Origin of the sequence: Streptomyces sp. NPDC096311, assembly GCF_044763085.1 — a bacterium.
Classification (GTDB): domain Bacteria; phylum Actinomycetota; class Actinomycetes; order Streptomycetales; family Streptomycetaceae; genus Streptomyces.
In genome coordinates this window covers 362,854-386,367 of record NZ_JBIWFN010000003.1, presented here as the reverse complement: position 1 = coordinate 386,367, position 23,514 = coordinate 362,854, and the positions used below count along the sequence as shown (strand labels likewise).

Genomic DNA, 23,514 nt, shown 5'->3' with positions numbered 1-23,514 from the left:
CCAGTCAGCTATTGACGGTGCAGGCCCGTGGTGCAACAGTCGGCGGCAAGCCAATCTGACGGATAGTCAGAAACTTACTGGGGACGGTGAACCTCCTTGGAATTCGGGCTCTTTGTACAGGGATACGTGGGCAAGCGCGCCGAGACCGACCCGCTCGCGGAGCACAAGGCGCTGATGGAGGAGACCGAGTACGTCATCCAGGCGGACAAGTCCGGCTTCAAGTACGCCTGGGCGTCCGAGCACCACTTCCTGGAGGAGTACTCGCACCTCTCGGCGAACGACGTCTACCTCGGCTATCTCGCCCACGCCACGGACCGCATCCACCTCGGCTCGGGCATCTTCAACCCGCTCGCCCAGGTCAACCACCCGGTGAAGGTCGCCGAGAAGGTCGCCATGCTCGACCACCTCAGCGAGAACCGCTTCGAGTTCGGCAGCGGGCGCGGCGCGGGCAGCCACGAGATCCTCGGCTTCCTCCCCGGCATCACCGACATGAACTACACCAAGGAGATCTGGGAAGAGACCATCGCCGAGTTCCCGAAGATGTGGCTCCAGGAGGAGTACGCCGGGTTCCAGGGCAAGCACTGGCAGCTCCCGCCCCGCAAGGTGCTCCCCAAGCCGTACGGGAAGGCGCACCCCGCGATGTGGTACGCCGCCGGGTCGCCGCCCTCGTACGCCATGGCCGCCCGCAAGGGCCTGGGCGTGCTCGGCTTCAGCGTGCAGAAGGTCTCCGACATGGAGTGGGTGCTCCAGCAGTACAAGACCGCCATCGTGGACGCCGAGCCCGTCGGGGCCTTCGTCAACGACAACGTGATGGTGACGACCACCGCCATCTGCGCCCCGACGCACGAGGAGGCGATACGGATCGCGGTCGCCGGCGAGCTGCACTACCTGCCCTCCCTCGTCTTCCGCTACCACGACACCTTCCCGCGCCCCGAAGGCTTCCCCGTCTGGCCGGAGACGCTCCCCGAGTACAACGCCGAGTTCGTCGAACTCCTCATCGAGGAGGAGCTGTTGATCTGCGGCGACCCGGACGAGGTGCTCACCCAGTGCAAGCGCTGGGAACAGGCGGGCGCCGACCAGCTCTCCTTCGGGCTGCCGGTCGGGGTCCCGAAGGAGGAGACCCTGCAGACGATCCGGCTGATCGGGGAGCACGTGATCCCGAAGATCGACACGGATCCGGTGCACCGGACGACCCGTTTCCGCCAAGCGGTCTGAGGAGGGTGCGGCCATGCTCGACCACGTCATCAAGGGCGCGACCGTCGTGGACGGCACGGGCGCGCCCGGCTACACCGCGGACGTCGGCATCCGCGACGGCCGTGTCGCCGCGATCGGCACGGTCACGGAGGCGTCCCGCACCAGCGAGGACGCCTCCGGTCTCGTCCTCGCGCCCGGGTTCGTCGACCCGCACACGCACTACGACGCCCAGCTCTTCTGGGACCCGTACGCCACCCCGTCCCTGAACCACGGGGTGACGACGGTCGCGGGCGGCAACTGCGGCTTCACCCTCGCCCCGCTGAACCCGGCGCGGCCCGAGGACGCCGACTACACCCGCCGCATGATGTCCAAGGTCGAGGGGATGTCCTTGGTCGCCCTGGAGGAAGGGGCGCCCTGGAACTGGCACGGCTTCGGCGACTACCTCGACGCCCTGGAGGGGCGGATCGCCGTCAACGCGGGCTTCATGGTGGGGCACTGCGCGCTGCGGCGGTACGTGATGGGCGCGGACGCGGTCGGCGGGCAGCCGACCGGGGAGCAGCTGGAGCAGATGCTCGCCCTCTTCCACGAGGCGATGGACGCCGGCGCCTGGGGCCTGTCCACCACCCAGTCCTCCACCCACTCCGACGGCGACGGGAAACCGGTCGCCTCCCGGCACGCGAAGCCCGCGGAGCTGCTGGCCCTGAGCAGGGCCGTCGGCGAGCACGAGGGCACCCAGATCGAGGCGATCGTCGCCGGCTGCCTCGACCAGTTCAGCGACGACGAGATCGACCTGTTCGTCGACATGAGCGCGGCGGCGGGCCGTCCGCTCAACTGGAACGTGCTGACCATCGACGCCGCCGTCCCCGAGCGCGTACCGAGGCAACTGGTCGCGAGCGAGCGGGCGCGGAAGGTGGGCGGCCGGGTGGTGGCCCTCACCATGCCGATCCTCACCCCCATGAACATGTCCCTGGGCACGTTCTGCGCGCTGAACCTGATCCCCGGGTGGGGCCCGATCCTCGCCCTGCCCGTCCCGGAGCGCATCGCACGGCTCAGGGACTCCTCCGTACGCGCCGAGATGCTGGCCCGCGCGAACAGCAAGGAGGCGGGCGTCTTCCGCCGCCTCGCCGACTTCGGCCGGTACGTCATCGGGGACACCTACAGCCCGGCGAACGACGGCCTCACCGGGCAGGTCGTGAAGGACATCGCGGCCCGGCGCCACCAGGAACCCTTCGAGTGCCTGGTCGAGATCTGCGCGCACGACGACCTGCGGACGGTGCTGTGGCCCATGCCCACCGACAACGACACCGACTCCTGGGCGCTGCGCGCCGAGACCTGGCAGCACCCGGACGTCATGCTCGGCGGCTCGGACGCGGGCGCCCATCTCGACCGCATGTGCGGAGCCCCGTACACGACCCGCTTCCTCGGGGACTGTCTGCGCGGGCGGAAGCTGACCACGCTGGAGGCGGCCGTGAAGATGCTCACGGACGACCCGGCGCGCCTCTTCGGACTGAGGGAACGCGGGCGGATCGCGGAGGGCTTCCATGCGGACCTCGTGCTGTTCGACCCGGAGCGCATCGACGCCGGCAAGGCCACCCTGGTGCACGACCTGCCGGGAGAAAGCCCCCGGCTCGACTCCAGGGCGATCGGCATCACGGCGGTCTGGGTCAACGGGGTCGAGTCGATCCGGGGGGACGTGGTGACGGGCGCCGTACCGGGGAAGGTGCTGCGCTCCGGCCGGGACACGGAGACGGTGAGTACGAGGTGACCGACGTGCGGGGAGCGGGCGAGGAGCAGCGGCTGTTCATCGGCGGCTCGTGGGTGGAGCCCGACGACGGGCACTACGCGGTGATCGACCCGGCGACGGAGGGTGTCGTCGGGAGGGCGCCGGAGGCCTCGCGGAAGCAGGTGCACGCGGCCGCCGCCGCGGCCCGGGAGGCCTTCGGACCGTGGTCGCGGACGCCCCCCGAGGAGCGTGCGGCGCTCCTCGGCAGAGCGGCGGACATCATCCGGCGCAACTTCCTCTCCTACGCCGATCTCGCCCAGGCCGAGAGCGGCGCCACGACCGGGACCGCGCGCGGGATGCAGGTGGGGGTGGGCGCCGCCCGCTTCCGGCGCTACGCGCGCGTGGAGCCCGTCGAGCAGCCGCTGCCGCCGCAGATCAACGAGGCCGGGCCGTTCGGGAAGGCGGCGGTCATGGGCGCCCTCGCCGTCCGCCAGCCGGTCGGCGTCGTCACCTGCGTCACGTCCTACAACAACCCCTGGGCCAATCCGGCAGGCAAGATCGCCCCCGCCCTGGCCATGGGCAACACGGTGGTCGTGAAGCCCGCCCCGCAGGACCCGCTCTCCGTGTACCGGATGGCTCAGGCCCTGGAGGCGGCGGGCGTACCGCCGGGTGTCGTGAACGTGGTGAGCGGCTCGCGTCCCGAGGTCGGCGAGGCGGCCGTGGACTGCGAGGACGTGGACATGGTCAGCTTCACCGGTTCGACGGCGGTGGGGCAGCGGATCGCCGAGGTGTGCGGGCGCGGGATGAAACGCCAGCTGATGGAGCTGGGCGGGAAGGGCGCGGCGGTCGTCTTCGACGACGCGGACGTCGAGGCGGCGGTGCGCGGCATCGGCACGACGTTCTCCTTCTACAGCGGCCAGATCTGCACGGCGCCGACGCGGGTGATCGCACAGCGGGGTGTCCACGACCGCCTGGTCGAGCAACTGGCCGCGTATGCGGGACGGTTGACGGTAGGGGACCCGCGGGAGCCCGGGACGGTCGTCGGTCCTGTCATCTCGGCGTCCCACCGGGACCGGGTCGAGGCCTACGTCGAACTCGGCCGCAAGGAGGGCGCGCGGATCGTCACGGGCGGCACGCGCCCCCCGTGCGACCGCGGCTTCTACGTCGCCCCGACCCTCCTCGCGGACTGCACCCCCGACATGCGGGTGGTCCGCGAGGAGATCTTCGGGCCCGTCGTCGTGGTCGTCCCCTTCGACGACGAGGAGGAGGGCATCGCCCTCGCCAACGACAGCGACTACGGGTTGATCGACTACGTCTGGTCGGGCGACGTCGCCCGCGCCTTCCGCGTCGCCCGCACGCTGCGTGCGGGCGGGGTGGGCGTCAACACGGTCGGCCGCAACATGGAGGCACCGTTCGGCGGCTTCAAGAAGAGCGGGGTGGGGCGGGACGTGGGGTCGTACGCCCTGCACGCGTACAGCGAGGTGCAGGCGATCGTGTGGCCGTCGGGTGACTAGGGCCTGATGCGGCCGGGCAGGCCCTGGGCCTGCCCGGACCGGCAGGGTGCGTCATCCGGGCGGGGGTGTCGAGACCGTCCGGCATGGCGCCGGGGACCGCGGCGCCACGCGGCGGATGCTGATGGCTCCCACCCCGCAGGAGAGGCCCGTGAACGACCTCAGCCCTCAAGCAACCCGAAGGCCCGCATCCACCGGAGCCGGATCCGACTCCGCCGGCCAGGCCGGGGTCATCGGCATCGGACTCGCCGCCGTGCTGACGTTCGCACTCGCGCAGGGTTCCTGGCAGTGGTTCTCCACGTACATCGGGGCGACGCTTCTTGCCGTGATCTTCGCCTTCCAGCGACGGCCGGCATGGACGCCCGGCATCCGATCGGCGTACATGCGCGGGCTCGTGGCGTATTCGCTGGTCGTCGGCCTGTGCGTGGCGATCGCACTGGCCCCCATGATGCAGCGCTGGGCCTGGCTGTTTCCGATGCCGGGCACGCGGAGCGGGTGCGAGGGGACGGGCAGGTACGAGGCCATCCGGTCGAGGGCCGCGCTGGCGAACCTGGCCGACAGCGACGTCGCCGCCCTGGCGTACGCACAAGTGACCCAGAGCGGCAAGGCCGTTGCCGACTGCCTGGCAGCCACGACGACCCTGTGGCTGCCCGTGTACGGAGCTGGGGCCGCCGTGCTGGTGGGCGCGTGCGCGTGGGCCCGCGACCGGGCTCGGGCGACGAAGGGGACCTAGGGACTGTCCGACCTCGGCTCGGTCACCCCGAGGCCGGCTTCCAAGCTCTTCCTCGGCTACGACCGGCCGTGGTGGGCCGTAGACCGCCGGGGGGACCTGTCGGCCGGCCGGGGTCTACAGGTCGAACACGGCCCGGAGGCCGATCTCGACGGTCTCCATGACCCGTTCGTCGACAGGGCCCAGCTCTTTGGTGAAGCGAGGGGCCGACAGGGTCCGGAACTCGCCGAGCACGACGGTGCCCGAGGAGGGGGCGTCGACCGGGATGTCGACGAGGGTCGCTTCGCGCACCTGCTGCGGGTAGACGAGTACGCAAGTGGCCGTCTTGTTCTGCGTGTTGAGGGCGTCGGAGGAGATCACCAGGGCGTGCGCGGGGCCTCCGGCGAACGACAGCTCGTAGACGTGGCCGCGCTTCACCTGCCCGCCACCCGCGCCCAGCGCTCCAGGGTGGCGTCCTCGCTTTCGGCGGGCTCCGCAGCGGTGATCACTATGCCTGCCTCGGCCCGCATCCGCGCGGACTTCTCCAACTCTTCGGCGAGCATTTGTCGGCGCAGTATCCGCGCGGTGTACGCAGAGGCATTCCCCTTGGCCTTCACGAAGGCAGCCACTTCGTCGGGGAGGCTCATCGTCATGTTGACCGTCATGTGGGCATCGTACGGTGCATGTGATGGCGAGTATGGCGAATGGGGAAACACCGGTCCCAATGGGGCGCTCAGGCCTCGTCCCTGAGGCGGGTGCGCTGGATCTGGCGGGCCAGGGTGCGGCGTGCGGAGGGGGATCCGGTGGGGGTGGCCGCCGAGGGGGCGGGAGTGTCGAGGGCGCGGCTGATCTCGTCGTAGGCGTGCCGGTGGCCGTCGGGCAGCGCGGTCCGGTGCAGCCGCAGGTCCGCCTCGACCAGGCGCCGGAGCTCGTCGACGTTCTGGGGCGTGAAGTGTTTCCGGCCCCGGGCGACGGCATTGACGTCACGCGTGCAGTGGGCGGCGTCGTGGAGGGTCTCGGAGATCTCCTCGGCGAGGCCCCAGAGGCGCCCCTCCAGCCAGGGGGTGTCGTGCTGGTCGAGGGAGAGGCGCGGCGGGGGCGACGGGTCGTCCCCCTTGTGCTTGGCGACCTGCTTGGACACCGCGGGCTGACTCATGCCGGTGAGGCGGGCGATCCTGTCCTGGGTCCAGCCGAGGTCGGCGAAGAGCCTGATCATCTCGGCGCGCAGCCGGCGCATCTCCTCGCCCGCGCGGATGACGTCGTTCATGTCGGCGAACATCCGCTCGACCTGCGCCTCGGTCAGGGGCCCGGCCGGGGGCTCGGGGGTGCGACGCGTGTCCTCTTCGACTGCCATAGCTCGGTTATATACCCAGGTCGAGTGTCTCCAGGTAGTCATAACCCGGTTGTATAACCCGGTTATGGCTGTCAGGATCCGCGTCATGCCCACCTTCACCGCACCTGACGGAACCCGCCTCGCCTACCGCCTGATGGGAGGCGGGAGCGGAGACGGCGGCGGCGACCCGGTCCTCTGCGTCCCCGGCGGCCCCACGGACTCCCGCTACCTCGGCGACCTCGGAGGTCTCTCCCTGCACCGTCGGCTGGCCGTCCTGGACCTGCCCGGTACCGGCCGGTCCACGCTCCCGCACGACACCGCCGGCTACCGCTGTGACCGCCTGGTCGACGACGTCGAGGCGCTGCGCGCGCACCTCGGCCTGGCCCGGCCCGACCTGCTCGGCCACTCCGCCGGAGCGAACGTCGCGACGCAGTACGCGGCCCGGTATCCGGAGCGCGTCGGCAGGCTCGCCCTGATCGGCCCCGGCACCCGAGCCGTCGGCATCGAGGTCACGGGGGAGGCGCGGCGCGCACTCGCGCGGCTCAGGGAGGGTGAGCCGTGGTTCCCGGCGGCGTTCGCCGCGCTGGAGGCGATCGGTGCCGGGACGGGCAGTGACTGGGAGGCCATCGCCCCCTTCTTCTGGGGCCGTTGGGACGCCGTGGCGCGGCAGCATCATGAGGCCGCCCGGCCGGACAACGAGGAGGCCGTGGCCTTCTTCGGGGCCGAGGGCGCCTTCGACCCGCCCGCCACCCGCGCGGCGCTCGCCGCCTGCCGAACCCCCGTCCTGCTGCTCACCGGGGAGTTCGACCTGAACAGCCCGCCCGGGGCGACGGTCGAGTTCGCGGGCCTGTTCCCCGACGCGCGGCTCGTCGTGCAGCCGGGCGCCGGTCATTACCCCTGGCTCGATGACGCGGGGCGGTTCGTGGCGACCGTAGCGGCGTTTCTGGGCTGAGCCCGGCTGCCCGTAGCGCTGATACCGCAATGGTGTTAGCGTTGATATCGTCGGGTGGCGAACGCCGCTACCCCGCCCTATCGAGGAGCATCGTCATGACCGAGCACTCCAGCACGTCGGAAACGTCCCGCCGAGTGGCCGTCGTCACCGGCGGATCCCGCGGAATCGGCCGGGAGACCGCCGAACGCCTCGCGGCCGACGGTTACGCCGTCGTCGTGAACTACGCGGGCAACGAGGCCGAGGCCGACAAGGCCGTCGGCGCGATCACCGAGGCGGGCGGAGAGGCGATGGCCGTCCGCGCCGACGTGGCCGACGAGACCGAGGTGGCCGCCCTCTTCGACGCCACCGAATCCACGTACGGCGGGGTGGACGTCGTCGTCCACGCGGCCGGTGTCCTGGCACTCGCGCCCCTGGTCGACCTCGACCTCGACGCGCTGGACCGCATGCACCGCACCAACATCCGCGGCACCTTCGTCGTCGACCAGCAGGCGGCACGACGGCTGCGCGCGGGCGGCGCGCTCATCAACTTCTCCAGCTCCGTGCTCGCGCTCGCGCTCCCCGGGTACAGCGCGTACGCCGCCACCAAGGGGGCCGTCGAGGCCATGACCCTGATCGTCGCGCGCGAGCTGCGCGGCCGGGACATCACCGTCAACGCCGTGGCCCCCGGCCCGACCGCCACCGCCCTCTTCCTGGACGGCAAGGACGAGGAGACCATCGCGCGGATGGCGGCCCAGCCGCCGCTGGAGCGCCTCGGCACCCCCCGGGACATCGCCGAGGTGGTGTCCTTCCTCGCCGGTCCCGCAGGCCGCTGGGTCAACGGCCAGGTGCTGCGGGCCAACGGCGGCATCGCGTAACTCGCCACGACTCAAGGGGAGTTCAGCCATGGATTCGGCCACGGAATCAGTCATGGAATCAGTCGCGCATTCGGCCATGGACGCCGCCGCGCGCAAGACGATCGTCATCACGGGGGCCGGATCCGGCTTCGGCGCGCTGTCCGCCCGTGCCCTCGCTCGCGCCGGGCACACGGTGTACGCCGCGATGCGGGACACCGGCGGGCGCAACGCGGCCCGGGTCGCGGAGGCCGAGGCGTACGCCGCCGAGCACGCGGTGGACCTCCGCACGGTCGAACTCGACGTCCTGTCCCAGGAGTCGGCGGACGCGGCGATCGCCACGGTGCTGGCGGGGACCCGCGGGCTGGACGTGCTCGTCCACAACGCCGGGCACATGGTGACCGGCCCGACGGAGGCCTTCACGCCCGCCGAACTGGCCGCGGTGTACGACACGAACGTGCTGGGCACCCAGCGGGTCAACCGGGCCGCGCTGCCGCATCTGCGGGCCCAGGGCCACGGTCTGCTGCTGTGGGTCGGCTCCACCTCCACGCGCGGCGGCACCCCGCCGTACCTGGCGCCGTACTTCGCCGCCAAGGCCGCGATGGACGCGCTCGCCGTGTCGTACGCCGCCGAACTGGCCCGCTTCGGCATCGAGACGACGATCGTGGTGCCCGGCGCGTTCACCTCGGGCACCAACCACTTCGCGAGCGGCGGCCACCCCTGCGAACAGGCCGTGCTCCCCGCCTACGAGGAGCACTACGCGGGCCTGATGGACCAGGTCGCGGGACGCCTGGCCGCCCTCACCCCGCCCGACGCGGACGTGTCGCTCGTCGCCGACGCGATCGTCGACGTGGTGGACACCCCGTACGGGAAGCGCCCCTTCCGGGTGCACGTCGACCCGGCGGACGACGGATCACAGGAGGTCAGCCTGGTCGCGGACCGTGTCCGCGCCGAGTTCCTGACCCGGATCGGCCTGGCGGACCTGTTGTCCCCCGTAGCGCGGAAGGGGACGGCGTGACCTCGGACGACTCGGATAGCGTCGCTCCCGTGAGCACGTCCGTGAGCAGTACGAAAGCGCGCATCCTCGAAGTGGCGGCCGAGCTGGTGGCGAACTCTCCCGACGGGGACGTCTCCACCCGGGCGGTCTGCGAGGCGGCGGGGGTCGGTGCCCCGGCCCTCTACCGCCACTTCGGGGACAAGGAGGGCCTGCTGTCGGCGGTGGTCGACCACGGATACGAGAAGTACCTGACGGCCAAGCGCAGCCGCAGGCCCGGCACGGACCCCATCCAGGACCTGCGCGACGGCTGGGACACCCACACCGACTTCGCCCTGCGCAACCCCAACCTCTACCGCCTCATGAACTCCCCGGCGATGCGTACGCCACCGGCCGCGGCCCTGGAGTCCCACCGCATCCTCACCGCGGACCTGCGGCGCGCGGCCGAACAGGGCAAGCTGCGCCTGGCCCCCGAACTCGCCGCCCAGATGATCATGTCCGCCAACGTCGGCGTGTCCCTGATGCTGGTCTCCCGCCCGACGACCTTCACGGACGAGACCCTGTCGCGCCGCATCCGGGACGCGGTGCACGCGGTGGTCTTCACCCCGGAGGCGATGGGGCCGCAGACCACGCCCGCCGGCGACGAGGAAGCGCGAGCGGAAGAAGCGGGAACGGAAGAAGCGGGAACGGAAGAAGCGGGAGCGGAAGCGGAAGAAGCCGGGGCGGAAGAAGCCGGAGCGGACGAAGTACTCCCCGCCACCGCCACCCACCTCGCCGCCCTCCTCCGCCGGACCCCGAGGCCGGACTTCACCCCGGGCGAGTCCGCCCTCCTGGGCGAGTGGCTGGACCGCCTCTCCAACACGACACCGGAGTAGCCGTACTCAGGCCACGGCCTCACGGTGACCTGAGTACGACGTCGGATGCCGACCGGTCGACACCCTCCGTAACGTCCGCCACATGGCGAACACCCACACCACCGAGTCCCGGCGCACTCCCCTCGACTGGGCCGGCCTGACCGCCCTCGCGATGCTGGTGCTCGTCACCGGAGGCCTGGTCGCCACCTACGGCCCGCTCCTCGCCATCGCCTGCGACACCTGCCAGGACGGCGTCCGCTCACCCGAGTTCGCGAACGCGCTCATCCTGGTCGCCCGGCTCGGCGTACCGCTCACCACGCTGCTGACGGTCGCCGGGATCTTCCTCCCCCGGGGCGGCGCGAAGGCGGGCGGAATCGGCCTGGCCGTACTGACGGTCCTCATGGTGACGCTGCTGGTCCTCGGCCAGTGAGCCGCTCGCCGGAAGGTGGTCCTCCGCCCACACGAGCAAGGCGGCCAGTGGGATGAGGAAGGCGTTGCCGTGCGGGGAGAGTGCGTAAGGGGTTCGCGAGGACGGGCCGGGCTGGACGTTTCGAGCGACGAGGCCGACCGCGGTCAGTTCCTGGAGGCGCTGGGCGAGCATGCGGTCGCTGATGCCGGGGACGCGCTCGCGAACCTGCGTGAAGTGGGCCGGGCCTTTGGCCAGGGCCACGAGGATCAGGCCGTTCCAGCGTCTGCCCAGCAGGGCGAAGGCCCGAGTGGCCGCCGGAGGGGGCCCGGCCGGCTGCGGGGGTTCGCACTGGAGTGCCGGCTGAGCGTGTCGTGGGGTGGTCATCGTGTGTCCGCTCCGGTCTGGCGCGAGGCGTCACGGTGCAGTGCCTCACGCCGTACGTCGTAGTCGTGGCTGTTTAGGGAGTCGGCCTGGGGGCGCGCGCGGACCGCACCCCCCAGGTGAGGGTGCGGCCCGCGTGGAAGGGGCCGCACCCTCAGTGAGGCCGGCTCAGGTGGACGGCCGCGGCCTCGGTGTGCTGCTGCTCAGCTGTGACCGTCGTTGCGGCGTGCGTGCGCGTGTGCGTGCGCGGGACGCCGGTCCAGCGAAGTGACGCCGGACCCCGGCAGGGCCGGGAGCAACTCCCCGGAAGCCGTCGCACCGGTCTTCGCGTTGCGGGCTCCCCGGGATTCCCGCATGACCCAGTGGCCGAACATGACCGCGGTGATCCCGATGACGCTCCACAGAACGAGGACGGCAAGGTGGCCGCCTCCGCTGTTGCCGTCGAAGTACGCGGTGTCGCGAAGCAGGCTGGCTCCGGCGCCGGGCGGCAGCCACTGGCCGATGTCGTTCACTCCCTTGGGGAGCATGTCCGGAGCGGAGGTGGCGCCGGAGAAGGCGTTCCCGACGAAGACCATGAGCGCGGCGCTGAGGCCGAGGCCCGCCGGCCCGAGGAGTCGGATCACCCCGGCAGCGGTGGCGCTGATGGAGAGCAGGTCGAGCGACAGGATCGCCCACGTGGCCACGTGATTGTGGGGCAGCGCCCCGAGGAAGCCCTGGGCCACGACGTAGATACCGAGGGCTGCGACGGCGCATGCCACGAGAAGTGTCAGCACTCGGTGCCGCGGGCGGGCCAGGCCGCGAGCCATCGTGACAAACGCCCCGATCATGATGCCGCAGATCGTGAGCGGGAAGACCGATGAGCTGAACACCACGCCCCGGGGGTCGTCCGTGGCGACGGGCACCACGTCGACTGCCTTCACGAGGATCTTTGCCGAGGAATCGGCACCGGCGGCTCCCTGCGGGGCGGCCCCCTGCGGGGCTGCTCCCTGCGGGGCGGCTGCCTGCTTGTGGGCCTTCGCCGAGGAATGAGTACCAGCGGCCTTCTGCTGGGCGGCCTTCTGGTCGGCCTTCTGGATGGCCTTCTGCTCGATGGCCTTCTGTTGGATGGCCTTCTGCTGGGCGATCTGCTCGGTGGCCTTGTCGGCCAGCTGCTGCCCGACCTGAGTCAGAAGCTGGGCCACGGAGGGGCTGGCGGCGGAGGCGCTCAGCACGGTGATGCTGTTGCCGGAGATGGCGAAGGCGCCGTAGACATCCCGGTTCTTGATCGCCGCACGTGCGGCCTTCTGGTCGGGATAGAGGTGGAAGTCGAACGCGCCGGGCCTGGCATGAGCCAGTCCCTCCACCGCGTTCTGGCTGGCGGGCCCGGTGCCCACGATCCCGACCGGGACGTCGCGTGGCGCGATCCGCCCCGCCGGCCAGGCGAACGCCATCACCGCCAGGGTGATCACTATGGGCAGCGCCACGGCAGCAATGGCCACTTCCCGCCATGCCGAGCGTCCTGACAACGGGCTCACGGTCAGCCCTCCCTAAAAAAAGAAATGATCGTTCTATTAGGTCCCCAGTCTGGCCTCCTGCGCGAGCAAACGTCAACACGAATGTTCGTTTTTCTTGATAGGATGAGGTCATGCCCAAGGTCACCCAGCAGTACATGGACGCCCGCCGCGAGCAGATCCTGGACGCGGCGCGCCGCTGTTTCCTCCGTGACGGATTCCACTCCGCGTCCATGCAGGACCTGTTCACGGAGGCGGGGCTGTCTGCGGGAGCGGTGTACCGGCACTTCACCAGCAAGGACGAGATGATCCTCGCGATCGCCGAGGAGAACATGCGCGAGGTCCTCGGCGTCACGCTCACCGTCGCCACGAACCGGCAGGACCGATCCATGGGGGCGGTCATGGCGGAACTTCTCGACGTGATTCGGGTCAAGTCCGCCGACGGGAACCTGGCCGGGCTCGCTGTTCTGGTCTGGGGAGAGGCCATGCGCAACCGCTCGGTGGCGCAGAAGCTCGACCAACTCATGGGCCGCATGCGCGCCGACCTGGTCATCATGGTCCGTGACCACCAGGACCACGGCGACTTGCCCACCAGTGTGACCGCCGAGGCGATCGCTTCGGCGATGCTCTCCGTCCTCCCGGGCTACATCCTCCAACTGGCCCTGCTCGACCCGGCTGTTGTGGCCGGGGTGCCTGAAGCGGTGCGGGCGTTGTGGCCGGAGCCGGCCGGCGAGAGCTGAGCGCTCTCCCGGCTTCTCGACCAGCAGCACCAGCCGGCCGACGGCCCCGTCGGGAATCATGGATCCCGCCCGGAACCCGTGCCGCGTGCGGCACGGCAACGGACGGGAAGGCCAGAAGCCCCGGGCTTCAGCAGCCCGAGGAGCACGTCACACCAGCCGACTCATGTCCCCAGGAAAATCGGGTTGGTGAACGCCGCCAACGCCCCCGGTACCGGGCCCACCGCCGTCTCATGGCGCAACTCCGCGCGCACGTAGGCCGCGTACTGCGCCGTCGTGTTCCACTCCACCGTGCCCGAGCCCGAGACCGGCAAGGGGTCGCTCGTGAAGAGGACGCCCTGGTCGGTGACGAGGCGGACCGTGCAGCGGGGGGCGCCGGTGGCCTCCAGGCGGACGGTGACCGGGGTGCCGGGGGCGACCCGCAGGCACTCGCCGATGCCCGCGTGCTCGCCCTTCGCACCGGCCGCCGAGAACGTCAGGGACACCAGCTTCGACTCCGCCACGTAGGAGCGGCCCGCACGCAGGCCCTCCTGGATGGCCTCGCGGGTCAGGTCGTCGGCGAGGACGACCGTCTGCGGGGTGCCGACCGGGTCGGGGTCGCGGTGGGCGTCGCTGTTGCCCATCGCCGGGAGCCAGGAGCGGTCGGCGGCGCCCGAACGGACGGCCGCCACCAGCGTGTTGTCCCAGTCCGCGAGGGTCACCTCGTCGTCGGGGGTGTAGGGGCCGTTCCACACCTCCACCGCGTCCGCCTCCCCGAAGCCGAACTTCCAGCCGCAGCCGACGCAGGTGGCGTGCGGGTGGGCGGGGACGACGAGGCCGCCCGCGCGGCGGATCTGGCGGGCGAAACGGCCGAAACGGTTGTCGCGGGCCCGGTAGCGCCAGTCGACGAACGTGCCGGGGTCCGTACCGAGGGCCACCACGTGACCGTTGCGGGTCGTGACCTCCTCGCCCAGCATGATCAGCAGGTCGTCACCGGCCTGGTCCGCCCAGTGGGCGTGCGAGCTGTGCGTGTTGTGGTCCGAGGTGTTGATGAAGTCCAGGCCCGCGGCGCGCGCCAGCGCGGCGATCTCCGCGGGGGTGCGGCGCCCGTCCGAGTACCAGGAGTGCAGATGGCAGTCGCCGCGGTACCAGGCGCGGCCCCGGCCCTTCGCACGGGACGGCGGGTATGTCGGGGCCGGGGTGGCGGCCTGCTCCCCGTACGTCAGCGTGATCGTGACCTCGTACGGCAGGCCCTGCGGCGCCACCGTGTAGGGGCCGAGCGCGATGTGCCAGGTGCCGGCGTGGATCCGGCCGGGGATGTAGCCCGGCGTCGCGTCGTCCGCGCGGACGAAGAACTCGGTGCGCGCGCCGCCCGACCAGCCGCGGAAGCCCTCGCCGCCCAGTGCCGTGCCGCGCTCGTCGAAGAGGCCGATGTCGAGCGCGTTGCCCGCGGTGCCGGCCGGGACGGACGGCTTCTCGTAGGTGTACGCGACGTGGATCTCCCGCACCCCGCGCGGGACCTCCACCGGGAGGTACACGAAGTCCGGTGAACCGGTGGGCAGGGTGCCGGACACCGTACGGGTCTGGGTACGGTCGGTCGCGTCGGAGCCGCTCGCGAAGGTCACGCTTCCCAACGTAAGGGCGGCCGCCGCCCCCGTCACGAACAGCGCGCGTCTGCCGATGCCGTCGAAGCTTTCGATGCCGTGCTCGTCCTCGCACATGCTGCTGCTCCCAGGGTGTCGTGAGAGTGACATGGGTGGTGCACGTTGGCACGTACAACCCTGGTAGTCGGCTGTGAACTGCGGGGCAAGGGAAGGAAATCGACAGCTTTCGGGGAGGCGGCGCGCCTGCCGGGCCCGACCCGCGCGGGGCGCCAGTGGCACCCTGTAACGATCTGTGGCCCCGGAGGAATACGGCCACGCCCTGTAGCGCCTGATCACCGCGATCGTATGCTCGAACGATGACGACCACCGCGACCTCCGGAACCGGCCCGACCGAGAACTCCATGCGTCGCGCCCTCAAACGCGCCCGTGACGGCGTCGCCCTCGACGTGACCGAGGCCGCCGTGCTGCTCCAGGCACGCGGCGAGGCCCTCGAGGACCTCGCCTCGTCCGCCGCCCGGGTACGGGACACAGGCCTGGAAGCGGCCGGCCGGCCCGGCGTCATCACGTACTCCAAGAGCGTCTTCATCCCGTTGACCCGGCTGTGCCGTGACAAGTGCCACTACTGCACCTTCGTCACCGTGCCGGGCAAACTGCGCCGCGCCGGGCACGGGATGTTCATGTCGCCGGACGAGGTCCTCGACGTCGCCCGGCGCGGCGCGGAACTCGGCTGCAAGGAAGCCCTCATCACGCTCGGCGACAAGCCCGAGGACCGCTGGCCCGAGGCCCGGGAGTGGCTGGACGCGCACGGGTACGACGACACGATCGCGTACGTCCGTGCCATCTCCATCCGGATCCTGGAGGAGACGGGACTGCTGCCCCACCTCAACCCGGGGGTGATGTCCTGGACCGACTTCCAGCGGCTCAAGCCCGTCGCGCCGAGCATGGGCATGATGCTGGAGACGACGGCGACGCGGCTGTGGAGCGAGCCCGGCGGTCCGCACCACGGCTCTCCGGACAAGGAGCCCGCCGTACGGCTCAGGGTCCTGGAGGACGCGGGGCGGTCGTCCGTGCCCTTCACCAGCGGGCTGCTGATCGGGATCGGGGAGACGTACGAGGAGCGCGCCGAGTCGCTGTTCGCGCTGCGGCGCGTGTCCCGGTCGTACCACGGCATCCAGGAACTGATCATCCAGAACTTCCGCGCCAAACCGGACACGGCGATGCGCGGGATGCCGGACGCCGAACTGGACGAACTGGTCGCCACGGTGGCCGTCGCCCGGCACATCATGGGACCGGCCGCCTGCCTCCAGGCCCCGCCGAACCTCGTCGACTCCGAGTACGGGCGGCTGATCGGCGCGGGGATCGACGACTGGGGCGGGGTCTCGCCGCTCACCATCGACCACGTCAACCCCGAGCGGCCCTGGCCGCAGATCGAGCAGCTGGCCGAGCAGTCGCGCGCCGTCGGCTTCGAACTGCGCGAGCGGCTGTGCGTGTACCCCGAGTTCGTGCGGCGCGGGGAGCCCTGGCTCGACCCACGGCTACTGCCGCACGTACGGGCGCTGGCCGACCCGGAGACGGGGCTCGCCCGCGAGGACGCCGTCGTCGAGGGGCACCCCTGGCAGGAGCCGGAGGAGGCCTTCACGGCGTCCGGGCGCACCGATCTGCACCACACCATCGACACCGAGGGGCGCACCGGCGACCGCCGGGACGACTTCGACCTCGTCTACGGCGACTGGGAGGCGCTGCGGGAGGCGGCGGCGCCCGGGATGCTGCCCTCCCGCATCGACACCGACGTCAGGGCGGCCCTCGCGACCGCCGCCGACGACCCGACGAAGCTCACCGACGACGAGGCGCTCGCGCTGCTGCACGCGGACGGTCCGGCGCTCGACGCCCTCTGCCGGATCGCGGACGACGTGCGCAGGTCCGCGGTCGGCGACGACGTCACGTACATCGTCACCCGGAACATCAACTTCACCAACGTCTGCTACACCGGCTGCCGCTTCTGCGCCTTCGCCCAGCGCCGCACGGACGCCGACGCGTACACGCTGTCGCTGGACCAGGTGGCCGACCGCGCCCAGCAGGCCTGGGAGCTCGGGGCCGTCGAGGTCTGCATGCAGGGCGGCATCCACCCGGACCTCCCCGGTACCGCCTATTTCGACATCGCGAAGGCGGTGAAGGAGCGCGTCCCCGGCATGCACGTGCACGCCTTCTCCCCGATGGAGGTCGTCAACGGCGCGACGCGTACGGGGATGTCCATCCGTGAGTGGCTGACCGCCGCCAAGGAGGCGGGCCTCGACACGATCCCCGGCACGGCGGCGGAGATCCTCGACGACGAGGTCCGCTGGGTCCTGACGAAGGGCAAGCTGCCCACGGCGACCTGGATCGACGTCGTCACGACCGCGCACGAGCTCGGCATCCGCTCCTCGTCCACGATGATGTACGGGCATGTGGACCAGCCCCGCCACTGGCTCGGCCACTTCCGCACGCTCTCCCGCATCCAGCAGCAGACCGGCGGCTTCACCGAGTTCGTCACGCTCCCGTTCATCCACACCAACGCGCCGGTGTACCTGGCGGGCATCTCCCGTCCGGGCCCGACCACCCGCGACAACCGCGCGGTGGTGGCCATGGCCCGTCTCCTGCTCCACCCGCACATCCCCAACATCCAGACCAGCTGGGTGAAGCTGGGCACCGAGGGCGCCGCGGAGATGCTCCGCTCCGGCGCCAACGACCTCGGCGGCACGCTGATGGAGGAGACCATCTCCCGGATGGCGGGCTCCTCGTACGGCTCGTACAAGTCCGTCAAGGACCTCATCGCCGTCGCGGAGGCGGCCGGGCGTCCGGCGAGGCCGCGGACGACCCTGTACGGGGAGGTCTCCGAGGAGCGGCAGCGGGCGGCGGAGGTGTCGGACGGGCACCTGCCGGAGCTGCTGCCGGTGCTGGAGTGACGGCCGAAGAGTGCGGTGGCCCCGGGCGCGTCGGAGTACGATGATCCGACCCTCGGTGGAGGGCCCAGAAGCCCGGTGAATCCGAGGAGTTGCGTGTCCGTGCCTGCCCGACGGCTTCCCTCCTGGATCTGGGTCACCGGTCTGACCGCGGCGGCGATCGTGGGCGTCACCGCCCTGGCCGCGCAGGCCGACCAAGGGGCGCACCCGACCGCCGCCCACGCCGCCGGGGCGAAGCCGTCCGCGTCGGCGAGCCCGGGGCCCTCCGCCTCGCCCAAGAAGACCGAGCCGGTCGCCGTGCCCGACGGCTCGGGCACCGGACGGCGGATCGTCTACTCGCTCGCCCAGCGGCGCGTGTGGCTCGTCGACACCGGCGAGGCCGTCCGCCGTACCTTCGCGGTGTGGCCGGGCACGGTGAGCCCGGCGCCGGGCCGGTACGCGGTGTCGACCACCGTCCCCTCCACCACGGGAACGGACGGCACGAAGGTCGAGAACATCGTCTACTTCACCGTCGCGTCCGGGGTGAACATCGCGTTCTCCAACGCCCAGGACGGCTCCTCGCCACAGCCCGCGGCGGGCGTGAAGACCGGCGGGATCCGTATGCACAGCGCGGACGGGGATGCGGTCTGGGCGTTCGGTACCAAGGGGACGAAGGTCTCCGTGGTGAAGTAGCGGCCGGAGAGTGCCGCCCGTCTTCGGCAGAAAACTCGCTACGGCGTTGTCGGTTGCCCCTGTTAGCCTCCAGCGGCCCGTGTGACCCACGGGCTCGGGGATCACAGGGGAGGAACAAATGGCCTACGAGACATGGGTAGTTGGAGGGAGACGGCTGGCGGTGGGGTGCTGCGTCGCGGCCGTCGTGGCGGGCGCGTCCGGCACGGCGCACGCCGCGGGCAACCTGCCGCCGAGGCAGCCGCTCGTGCAGGATCTGCAGACCGGGACCAAGCCGTGCGCGACGGGCGACGACACGGCGTACGTCGCGCAGTCGCCGAAGCTGAGCGCGGTGCTGTCCGACCCTGACGGCACCCAGGTCAGCGGTGAGTTCGAGGTCGGATGGACGGACACCGCGGGCGCCGAGCAGCGCAGGACGTACACGACCACCGCGAAAGCGTCGGGCAGCCCGTTCACTCTGCAACTGCCCTCGGACATCCCGTCGGACACCGTCGTCTCGTGGCGGGTTCGTGCCAACGACGGCAAGGTCACATCTCCTTGGAGCTCCGAGGGCGACAGCGGCTCGCTCTGCGCGTTCGTGTACGACGACGTGAATCCGGAGAAGGCGACGATGGCCTCCCCCGAATACCCGCGGCCGGAGGACGTGTTCTGGGTGGACGGGGTGGGCTTGTACGGCCACTTCACCATGGACTCGCCCTCCGACGACGTGGTGGCCTACACGTACGGTTTCATCGGCGGCCCCTACGGAACAGTCCGGACGGAACAGCCCGGTGGGGCCGTGACCATCCCCTACCTGCCGCTCAGCTCCGGCCCCCAGGTGCTGACGGTCCGCGCCATCGACCGCGCCGGACGCAGTAGCGGCCAGTCGACGTACGACTTCAACGTGAAGGAGGGGCACGCCCCTGTCGCCCAGTGGAAGCTCGCCGACGCGGCCGGCGCCACGAGTGCGGTCGCCGAGACGGGAACCGACGCTCGCGCCGGCTCCGGAGTGACCTTCGCGGGAGCCGCGCCGGAGGGCACCGGCCTCACCACCACGGCCCACCTCGACGGCGGTGACCAGGCGTTCCTGACCTCGGACGCACCGGCCGTGAACACGGGCGGGACCTTCGCGGTCGGCGCCTGGGTGCGCCCCGAGCGCACCGACCGCGACATGGCGGTCGCGAGCCAGGGCGCGAGCGGCTCCACGGGCCTCGCACTCGGGCTGCGCGCCGGGGACGCGGGTCCCGTCTGGTCGTTCACGGTCGGCGGCAAGGAGATCTCGGGCGGCGCACCGGAGACCGGCGAGTGGGCCCATGTCCTGGGCCTGTACGACGCCGAGACCGGTTTGGCGCAGCTCTACGTCAACGGCCATGAGACCGGTACGAAGTCCCGGGCCACGCCCGCGGCGACCACCGACGCCTTCCGTATCGGTCAGGGCCCCGGGGCGTCGGCCTGGCAGGGCGACATCGGCGACGTCCGTGCCTACGACCGGGTCGTGGTACCCGACGAGGCCACCGAACTCGCCCACCGCCGGGCGCGGTTGCTCGGACACTGGTCCCTGGAGACGGCGCCTGACGGTGTCAGCCCCGAACAGGGCGGCGGCGCGCCGCTGAAGCTCGGCCCGGGCGCGACGATCCACCGCGGTCCCGACGGCTCCTGCATCCCGGACATCGACCCGGACTGCCCCGACGTGCCCTACGCCCTCGTCGGTGACGGGCACCTCCAGCTTGACGGTGAGACGGCCTACGCGGCCACGGAGCAGCCGGTCGTGGACACCGGGGACAGCTTCACCATCGGCGCGGTCGTACGGTTGGCGGACTCCGAGCCCGCCCACCCGATGACCGTGCTCTCGCAGGCCGGCGAGCACACCGATGTCTTCAAGGTGCGCTACCAACCGTCGCAGCACGCGTGGCAACTGGTCATGCCGGTCGCGGACGAGGAGGGTGCGGCCGAGACCGTGGTCTCGCAGATCGAGGCGGCGGACGGCGGCGAGGGCCAAGGCCACCGGCTCGCGGTCGTCTATGACGACGCCACCGACACGATCAAGCTCTACCTGGACGGTTACACCAACGGGGCGGCCACCGCTGCCTTCCCGAACGGCCTCCACAGCTCCGGCCCGTTGCAGGTGGGCCGGGGGCACACGGCCGACGGCTGGGGCGAGTACCTGCATGGCGATGTCGACGAGGTGCAGGCGTACGCCGGGGCACTGAGGGACAGGGACATCATTGGGCTCGGCTTGGGAACGGACCCGTGCCTGTGCTGAACCCGGCGGTGCGCCGCGACTGAACCGCCGTCCCCGCCGTCTGCACGACGGCGAGGACGGCCGGGGGCGGCCACACTGGGGGAATGGGCGGACGGGATGGAGGGCACGGACGGATGGGACGCGCACGGCCGTCGATGCAGGAGCTGATCGCTCGGCGCAGACGGGCGGGATTCGTGGGGCGGAGCCACGAACGGGCTGCCTTCCGGCGGAACCTGGAGCTGCGGCCCGAGGACGAACGCCACCGCTTCCTCTTCCATGTGCACGGCAACGCGGGCGTCGGAAAGACCTTCCTGGTGCGGGAGTTCGAGCAGATCGCCCGGGACCGCGGGGCTTTGACGGCGTACGTCGACGAGAGCGTCGGTGGGGTGCCCGAGGCCATGGGCGCGATCAGTCGCCAACTCGGTGTACAGGGGCGGAGGTTCAAGGAGCTGGATCGGCTGCTCGCCCTTCATCGGGAGCGGCGGCACGAAGCCGAGGCGGTCGCCGTGGTCGACGCCGAGCCCGGTGAGCCCTCGGCGGCCGGTCTCGTGGTGGCCCGCGCCGGACTGGTCGGACTTGGCATGGTGCCGGGCGTGGGCGCCTTCGCGGGCGCCCTGGACGCGGGCCAACTCGCCCAGGCCGCCGACAGGTTGCGGGCAAGCCTCAGCGCCCGCTTCCGCAGCCAGGAGGACGTGCAGCTGGTCCTGACGCCCGAACGGGTGCTGACGCCGGTGCTGCTGGGCGAGTTGTCGCAGGCGGCGTCGGCGGCGCCCTGGGTCGTCCTGTTCTTCGACACCTACGAACGCACGGGGCCGTTCCTCGACGGCTGGCTGCACGAGGTGATGACCACCGACCGTTACGGCATGCTGCCCGCCGATGTCGTCATCGTCACCTCCGGCCAGCGCCCCTTCGACACCGCCCGCTGGGGCGGCTTCGCGGACTTCATGACGGACGTGCCGCTCGGACCGTTCACGGAGGCGGAGGCGCGGGGGCTGCTCGCCGGCCAGGGGGTGGTGGCCGAGCCGGTCGTCGACGAGGTGCTGCGGCTCACGGGCGGGCTGCCGGTGCTGGTGTCGACCCTCGCGCAGACCCGGCCCACCGATCCGGACGGCGTGGGAGACCCGAGCACGACGGCAGTGGAACGGTTCCTGAAATGGGAGCCGGATCCGGTGCGGCGCCAGGCCGCCCTGGCGTGCGCGCTGCCACGGCGCCTGGACGCGGACGTGTTCCGGGTGGTCGTGGACTGTGCGGACACCGAACTCGACGCCCTTTACGGCTGGTTGCGGGAACGACCGTTCGTCGACGAACGCGGCGACCGGATGCAGTACCACGACGTCGTACGGGCCCCGATGCTGCGCCTCCAGCGCAAGGGCTCGCCCAGGCGGTGGGCCGAGCGGCACGAGCGACTCGCGGCGGCCTTCGCCGGGTGGCGGGAGGAGACCGAGGCCGGACTGGAGGACGGCTACGGGTGGGCCGACGAGGACTGGCGGGAGCTGCGGCTCGCGGAGTCCTACCACCTGCTGTGCGCCGCACCCCGCTCCGCGCTTCCCGTCGTCCTCACCGACGTCGTGGATGCCTGCGGTCAGGCGGACGACCTGGTGAGGCGCTGGATGCGGCTGCTGGCCGACGCGGGCGAGGACGCGGACGCCCAGGCCGTACGGGCCTGCGGAAGCGACCTGACGCGGGCGCTCGACGAGGGAGGCAAGTCCGAGGTGCTCCGGCTGTTGCTCGGCCGGGCGCGGGGCGACGAGCCCTGGCGGGCGCGGGCGCGCGCGGAGCTGGCCGACTCCCTCGCGCGGGACGGTGCGTACGAGCGCGCCCTGGAGGAGTACGGCCGCGCCCTCGCCCTTGACCCGGACCTGGTGCGGGCCCACCGGGGGCGGGCCCTGACCCGCAGCGGCCTGGGCGACCACGAGGGGGCACTCGCCGACGTCGAGCGCGTGGTCGAGCTGGAGCCGGACAACCCCTACAACGTGGTCCTGCGCGGCGAGTACCACCGCCTCCTGCGCCATGACGACGAGGCGGTCCGGGACCTGAGCGAAGGTATTCGACGCGACCCGGCCAGCGCCTTCGCCTGGGCTTCCCGGGGCGCCACCCACGAGCGCGCCGGAGACCTCGACGCGGCCCTCGCCGACTTCGGCCGCGCGCTCGACCTCAAGCCGGACTACGCCTGGGCGCTGGGCCGCCGGGCCCGGGTCTGGCGCGGACTCGCGGAACACGACCGCCAGTTGGCCGACCTCGACCGGGCCCTCACCCTCTGGCCCGACTGGGGCTGGGGCCACTGCGAACGCGGCGACGCCCTCCGAGTGGCCGGCCGCCACGAGGAGGCCCTCGCCGACTACGACGAGGCCCTCACCATCGACCCCGAGTACGCCTCGGCCCACGCCAGCCGGGGCGCGGCGCTCGCCAACCTGGGCCGCCGCGAGGAGGCACTCGCCGCCCTGGACCGGGCGCTGGAGCTGCGCCCCTCCTACGAGTGGGCCGCCGCCCTGCGCGCCCGCCTCAGTGGCGGACCGAACTGACGAACTCCGTCCAGGAGACCGGGTCCCGTGCATCAAGGACCCGCAGGACAGCGAGGCGGAAACCGGGCGGGGATCACGGATCGTGGCGGCGTACGCGCACCGATGGGGCGTCGACGAGGCACCGGCCCGCGCGAAGAGGGTCTGGGCCGAGTTGGCGCCGGGACGCGGGGAAACGTGATCCGGTGGCTCCCGACGTCAAAGACCAAAGAACCGGGGAAAGAACCGAACCCACCCCCACCGCCCCCGTCGATCACCCGCCGGAGTGAATATGCCCAACTCGACTGGCGCGGAGAGGCACTTGTGGTGCAGCGTCAGCCGCAACAGCCGCACCACCCCCTCCGCCGGTACCGTACGAGGACCGAGCCACCCGCACCGGAGGTCACCGTGAGTGCCCAGAGCTGGGTGAGGTGGGTGACCGAGCCGCGCTCGGACGTGACTCGACGAAGGTCGGCAGGACGTCTGC

The 23,514-nt window shown here is 71.6% G+C and carries 19 protein-coding genes and 1 pseudogene; 14 read left to right on the top strand and 6 right to left on the bottom strand.

From position 1 onward, the window contains the following. Positions 1–96: 96 nt before the first annotated feature. The 4 genes from ACIRA5_RS10030 (at position 97) to ACIRA5_RS10015 (ending at position 5,161) form a co-directional block, all read left to right on the top strand. Positions 97–1,215, top strand: coding sequence for an LLM class flavin-dependent oxidoreductase (locus ACIRA5_RS10030; protein ID WP_099941962.1), 1,119 nt, complete (start codon positions 97–99; stop codon positions 1,213–1,215). Positions 1,216–1,228: 13 nt separating this feature from the next. Then, a complete protein-coding gene (locus tag ACIRA5_RS10025; RefSeq protein WP_403689232.1) occupies positions 1,229–2,959 on the top strand; it encodes an amidohydrolase family protein in 1,731 nt (576 codons plus the stop codon). Further along, a complete protein-coding gene (locus ACIRA5_RS10020; RefSeq protein WP_403689230.1) occupies positions 2,956–4,431 on the top strand; it encodes an aldehyde dehydrogenase family protein in 1,476 nt (491 codons plus the stop codon). The genes ACIRA5_RS10025 and ACIRA5_RS10020 overlap by 4 nt, the downstream gene beginning before the upstream one ends. Positions 4,432–4,579: 148 nt before the next feature. Continuing rightward, complete coding sequence (locus ACIRA5_RS10015) at positions 4,580–5,161, top strand: hypothetical protein (protein WP_403689228.1); 582 nt, start codon at positions 4,580–4,582, stop codon at positions 5,159–5,161. Between the two features lie 114 nt (positions 5,162–5,275). On the opposite strand, the gene ACIRA5_RS10010 is transcribed toward ACIRA5_RS10015, so the two are convergent. From ACIRA5_RS10010 to ACIRA5_RS10000, 3 genes are all read right to left on the bottom strand, one after another. After that, positions 5,276–5,575: a type II toxin-antitoxin system PemK/MazF family toxin gene (locus ACIRA5_RS10010; RefSeq protein ID WP_403689226.1), complete on the bottom strand. Its 300-nt coding sequence runs from the start codon at positions 5,573–5,575 to the stop codon at positions 5,276–5,278. Next, a complete protein-coding gene (locus ACIRA5_RS10005; protein ID WP_099922080.1) occupies positions 5,572–5,802 on the bottom strand; it encodes a hypothetical protein in 231 nt (76 codons plus the stop codon). Before ACIRA5_RS10005 ends, ACIRA5_RS10010 begins: the two co-directional genes overlap by 4 nt. A gap of 68 nt (positions 5,803–5,870) precedes the next feature. Next, positions 5,871–6,491: a helix-turn-helix domain-containing protein gene (locus ACIRA5_RS10000; protein ID WP_403689223.1), complete on the bottom strand. Its 621-nt coding sequence runs from the start codon at positions 6,489–6,491 to the stop codon at positions 5,871–5,873. A gap of 85 nt (positions 6,492–6,576) precedes the next feature. On the opposite strand from ACIRA5_RS10000, the gene ACIRA5_RS09995 reads away from it, so the two are divergent. From ACIRA5_RS09995 to ACIRA5_RS09975, 5 genes are all read left to right on the top strand, one after another. Continuing rightward, entirely contained in the window at positions 6,577–7,422 is an 846-nt protein-coding gene (locus ACIRA5_RS09995; protein WP_403689221.1) for an alpha/beta fold hydrolase, read from the top strand. Between the two features lie 95 nt (positions 7,423–7,517). After that, positions 7,518–8,276 carry an SDR family oxidoreductase gene (locus ACIRA5_RS09990; protein WP_403689218.1) on the top strand — a complete coding sequence of 253 codons (759 nt, stop codon included), beginning with the start codon at positions 7,518–7,520 and terminating at the stop codon, positions 8,274–8,276. A 52-nt stretch (positions 8,277–8,328) separates the two neighbouring features. Continuing rightward, a complete protein-coding gene (locus tag ACIRA5_RS09985) occupies positions 8,329–9,270 on the top strand; it encodes an SDR family NAD(P)-dependent oxidoreductase (RefSeq protein ID WP_403689215.1) in 942 nt (313 codons plus the stop codon). 29 nt (positions 9,271–9,299) lie between these two features. Further along, positions 9,300–10,121 (top strand): TetR/AcrR family transcriptional regulator, encoded by an 822-nt coding sequence (locus tag ACIRA5_RS09980; protein ID WP_403689212.1) that lies wholly within the window; start codon positions 9,300–9,302, stop codon positions 10,119–10,121. Between the two features lie 82 nt (positions 10,122–10,203). Next, positions 10,204–10,530 (top strand): hypothetical protein, encoded by a 327-nt coding sequence (locus ACIRA5_RS09975; RefSeq protein ID WP_403689773.1) that lies wholly within the window; start codon positions 10,204–10,206, stop codon positions 10,528–10,530. Between the two features lie 18 nt (positions 10,531–10,548). Here ACIRA5_RS09975 and ACIRA5_RS09970 read toward each other — a convergent pair. Beyond that, a pseudogene (locus tag ACIRA5_RS09970) lies at positions 10,549–10,893 on the bottom strand (winged helix-turn-helix transcriptional regulator); the annotation flags it as partial. Positions 10,894–11,093: 200 nt separating this feature from the next. Then, a complete protein-coding gene (locus ACIRA5_RS09965) occupies positions 11,094–12,404 on the bottom strand; it encodes an ABC transporter permease (RefSeq protein WP_403689210.1) in 1,311 nt (436 codons plus the stop codon). A 110-nt stretch (positions 12,405–12,514) separates the two neighbouring features. Here ACIRA5_RS09965 and ACIRA5_RS09960 point away from each other — a divergent pair, with 110 nt between their 5' ends. Next, positions 12,515–13,120 carry a TetR/AcrR family transcriptional regulator gene (locus ACIRA5_RS09960; RefSeq protein ID WP_403689207.1) on the top strand — a complete coding sequence of 202 codons (606 nt, stop codon included), beginning with the start codon at positions 12,515–12,517 and terminating at the stop codon, positions 13,118–13,120. Between the two features lie 161 nt (positions 13,121–13,281). On the opposite strand, the gene ACIRA5_RS09955 is transcribed toward ACIRA5_RS09960, so the two are convergent. Then, the gene (locus ACIRA5_RS09955; protein ID WP_403689205.1) at positions 13,282–14,817 is read right to left on the bottom strand and encodes a CehA/McbA family metallohydrolase; all 1,536 of its coding nucleotides are present in this window, start codon (positions 14,815–14,817) and stop codon (positions 13,282–13,284) included. 239 nt (positions 14,818–15,056) lie between these two features. Here ACIRA5_RS09955 and ACIRA5_RS09950 point away from each other — a divergent pair, with 239 nt between their 5' ends. The 4 genes from ACIRA5_RS09950 to ACIRA5_RS09935 all read left to right on the top strand — a co-directional run bounded on the left by ACIRA5_RS09950 (position 15,057) and on the right by ACIRA5_RS09935 (position 23,051). Further along, positions 15,057–17,642 carry a bifunctional FO biosynthesis protein CofGH gene (locus ACIRA5_RS09950; protein ID WP_403689204.1) on the top strand — a complete coding sequence of 862 codons (2,586 nt, stop codon included), beginning with the start codon at positions 15,057–15,059 and terminating at the stop codon, positions 17,640–17,642. Between the two features lie 93 nt (positions 17,643–17,735). Then, positions 17,736–18,311 (top strand): hypothetical protein, encoded by a 576-nt coding sequence (locus ACIRA5_RS09945; protein ID WP_403689202.1) that lies wholly within the window; start codon positions 17,736–17,738, stop codon positions 18,309–18,311. A gap of 118 nt (positions 18,312–18,429) precedes the next feature. Beyond that, the gene (locus tag ACIRA5_RS09940; protein WP_403689201.1) at positions 18,430–20,550 is read left to right on the top strand and encodes a LamG-like jellyroll fold domain-containing protein; all 2,121 of its coding nucleotides are present in this window, start codon (positions 18,430–18,432) and stop codon (positions 20,548–20,550) included. A 113-nt stretch (positions 20,551–20,663) separates the two neighbouring features. Beyond that, entirely contained in the window at positions 20,664–23,051 is a 2,388-nt protein-coding gene (locus ACIRA5_RS09935; protein WP_403689198.1) for a tetratricopeptide repeat protein, read from the top strand. The last annotated feature ends 463 nt before the right edge of the window (positions 23,052–23,514 follow it).

Excerpts from the sequence above, each read along its gene's own strand:
- ACIRA5_RS09935 (WP_403689198.1), top strand. The coding sequence starts at position 20,664 with ATGGGACGCGCACGGCCGTCGATGCAGGAGCTGATCGCTCGGCGCAGA.
- ACIRA5_RS09975 (WP_403689773.1), top strand. The coding sequence starts at position 10,204 with ATGGCGAACACCCACACCACCGAGTCCCGGCGCACTCCCCTCGACTGG.
- ACIRA5_RS09940 (WP_403689201.1), top strand. The coding sequence starts at position 18,430 with ATGGCCTACGAGACATGGGTAGTTGGAGGGAGACGGCTGGCGGTGGGG.
- ACIRA5_RS09960 (WP_403689207.1), top strand. The coding sequence starts at position 12,515 with ATGCCCAAGGTCACCCAGCAGTACATGGACGCCCGCCGCGAGCAGATC.
- ACIRA5_RS09950 (WP_403689204.1), top strand. The coding sequence starts at position 15,057 with ATGACGACCACCGCGACCTCCGGAACCGGCCCGACCGAGAACTCCATG.
- ACIRA5_RS09995 (WP_403689221.1), top strand. The coding sequence starts at position 6,577 with ATGCCCACCTTCACCGCACCTGACGGAACCCGCCTCGCCTACCGCCTG.
- ACIRA5_RS09985 (WP_403689215.1), top strand. The coding sequence starts at position 8,329 with ATGGAATCAGTCGCGCATTCGGCCATGGACGCCGCCGCGCGCAAGACG.
- ACIRA5_RS10025 (WP_403689232.1), top strand. The coding sequence starts at position 1,229 with ATGCTCGACCACGTCATCAAGGGCGCGACCGTCGTGGACGGCACGGGC.
- ACIRA5_RS09955 (WP_403689205.1), bottom strand. The coding sequence starts at position 14,817 with ATGTGCGAGGACGAGCACGGCATCGAAAGCTTCGACGGCATCGGCAGA.
- ACIRA5_RS10000 (WP_403689223.1), bottom strand. The coding sequence starts at position 6,491 with ATGGCAGTCGAAGAGGACACGCGTCGCACCCCCGAGCCCCCGGCCGGG.
- ACIRA5_RS09990 (WP_403689218.1), top strand. The coding sequence starts at position 7,518 with ATGACCGAGCACTCCAGCACGTCGGAAACGTCCCGCCGAGTGGCCGTC.
- ACIRA5_RS10005 (WP_099922080.1), bottom strand. The coding sequence starts at position 5,802 with ATGACGGTCAACATGACGATGAGCCTCCCCGACGAAGTGGCTGCCTTC.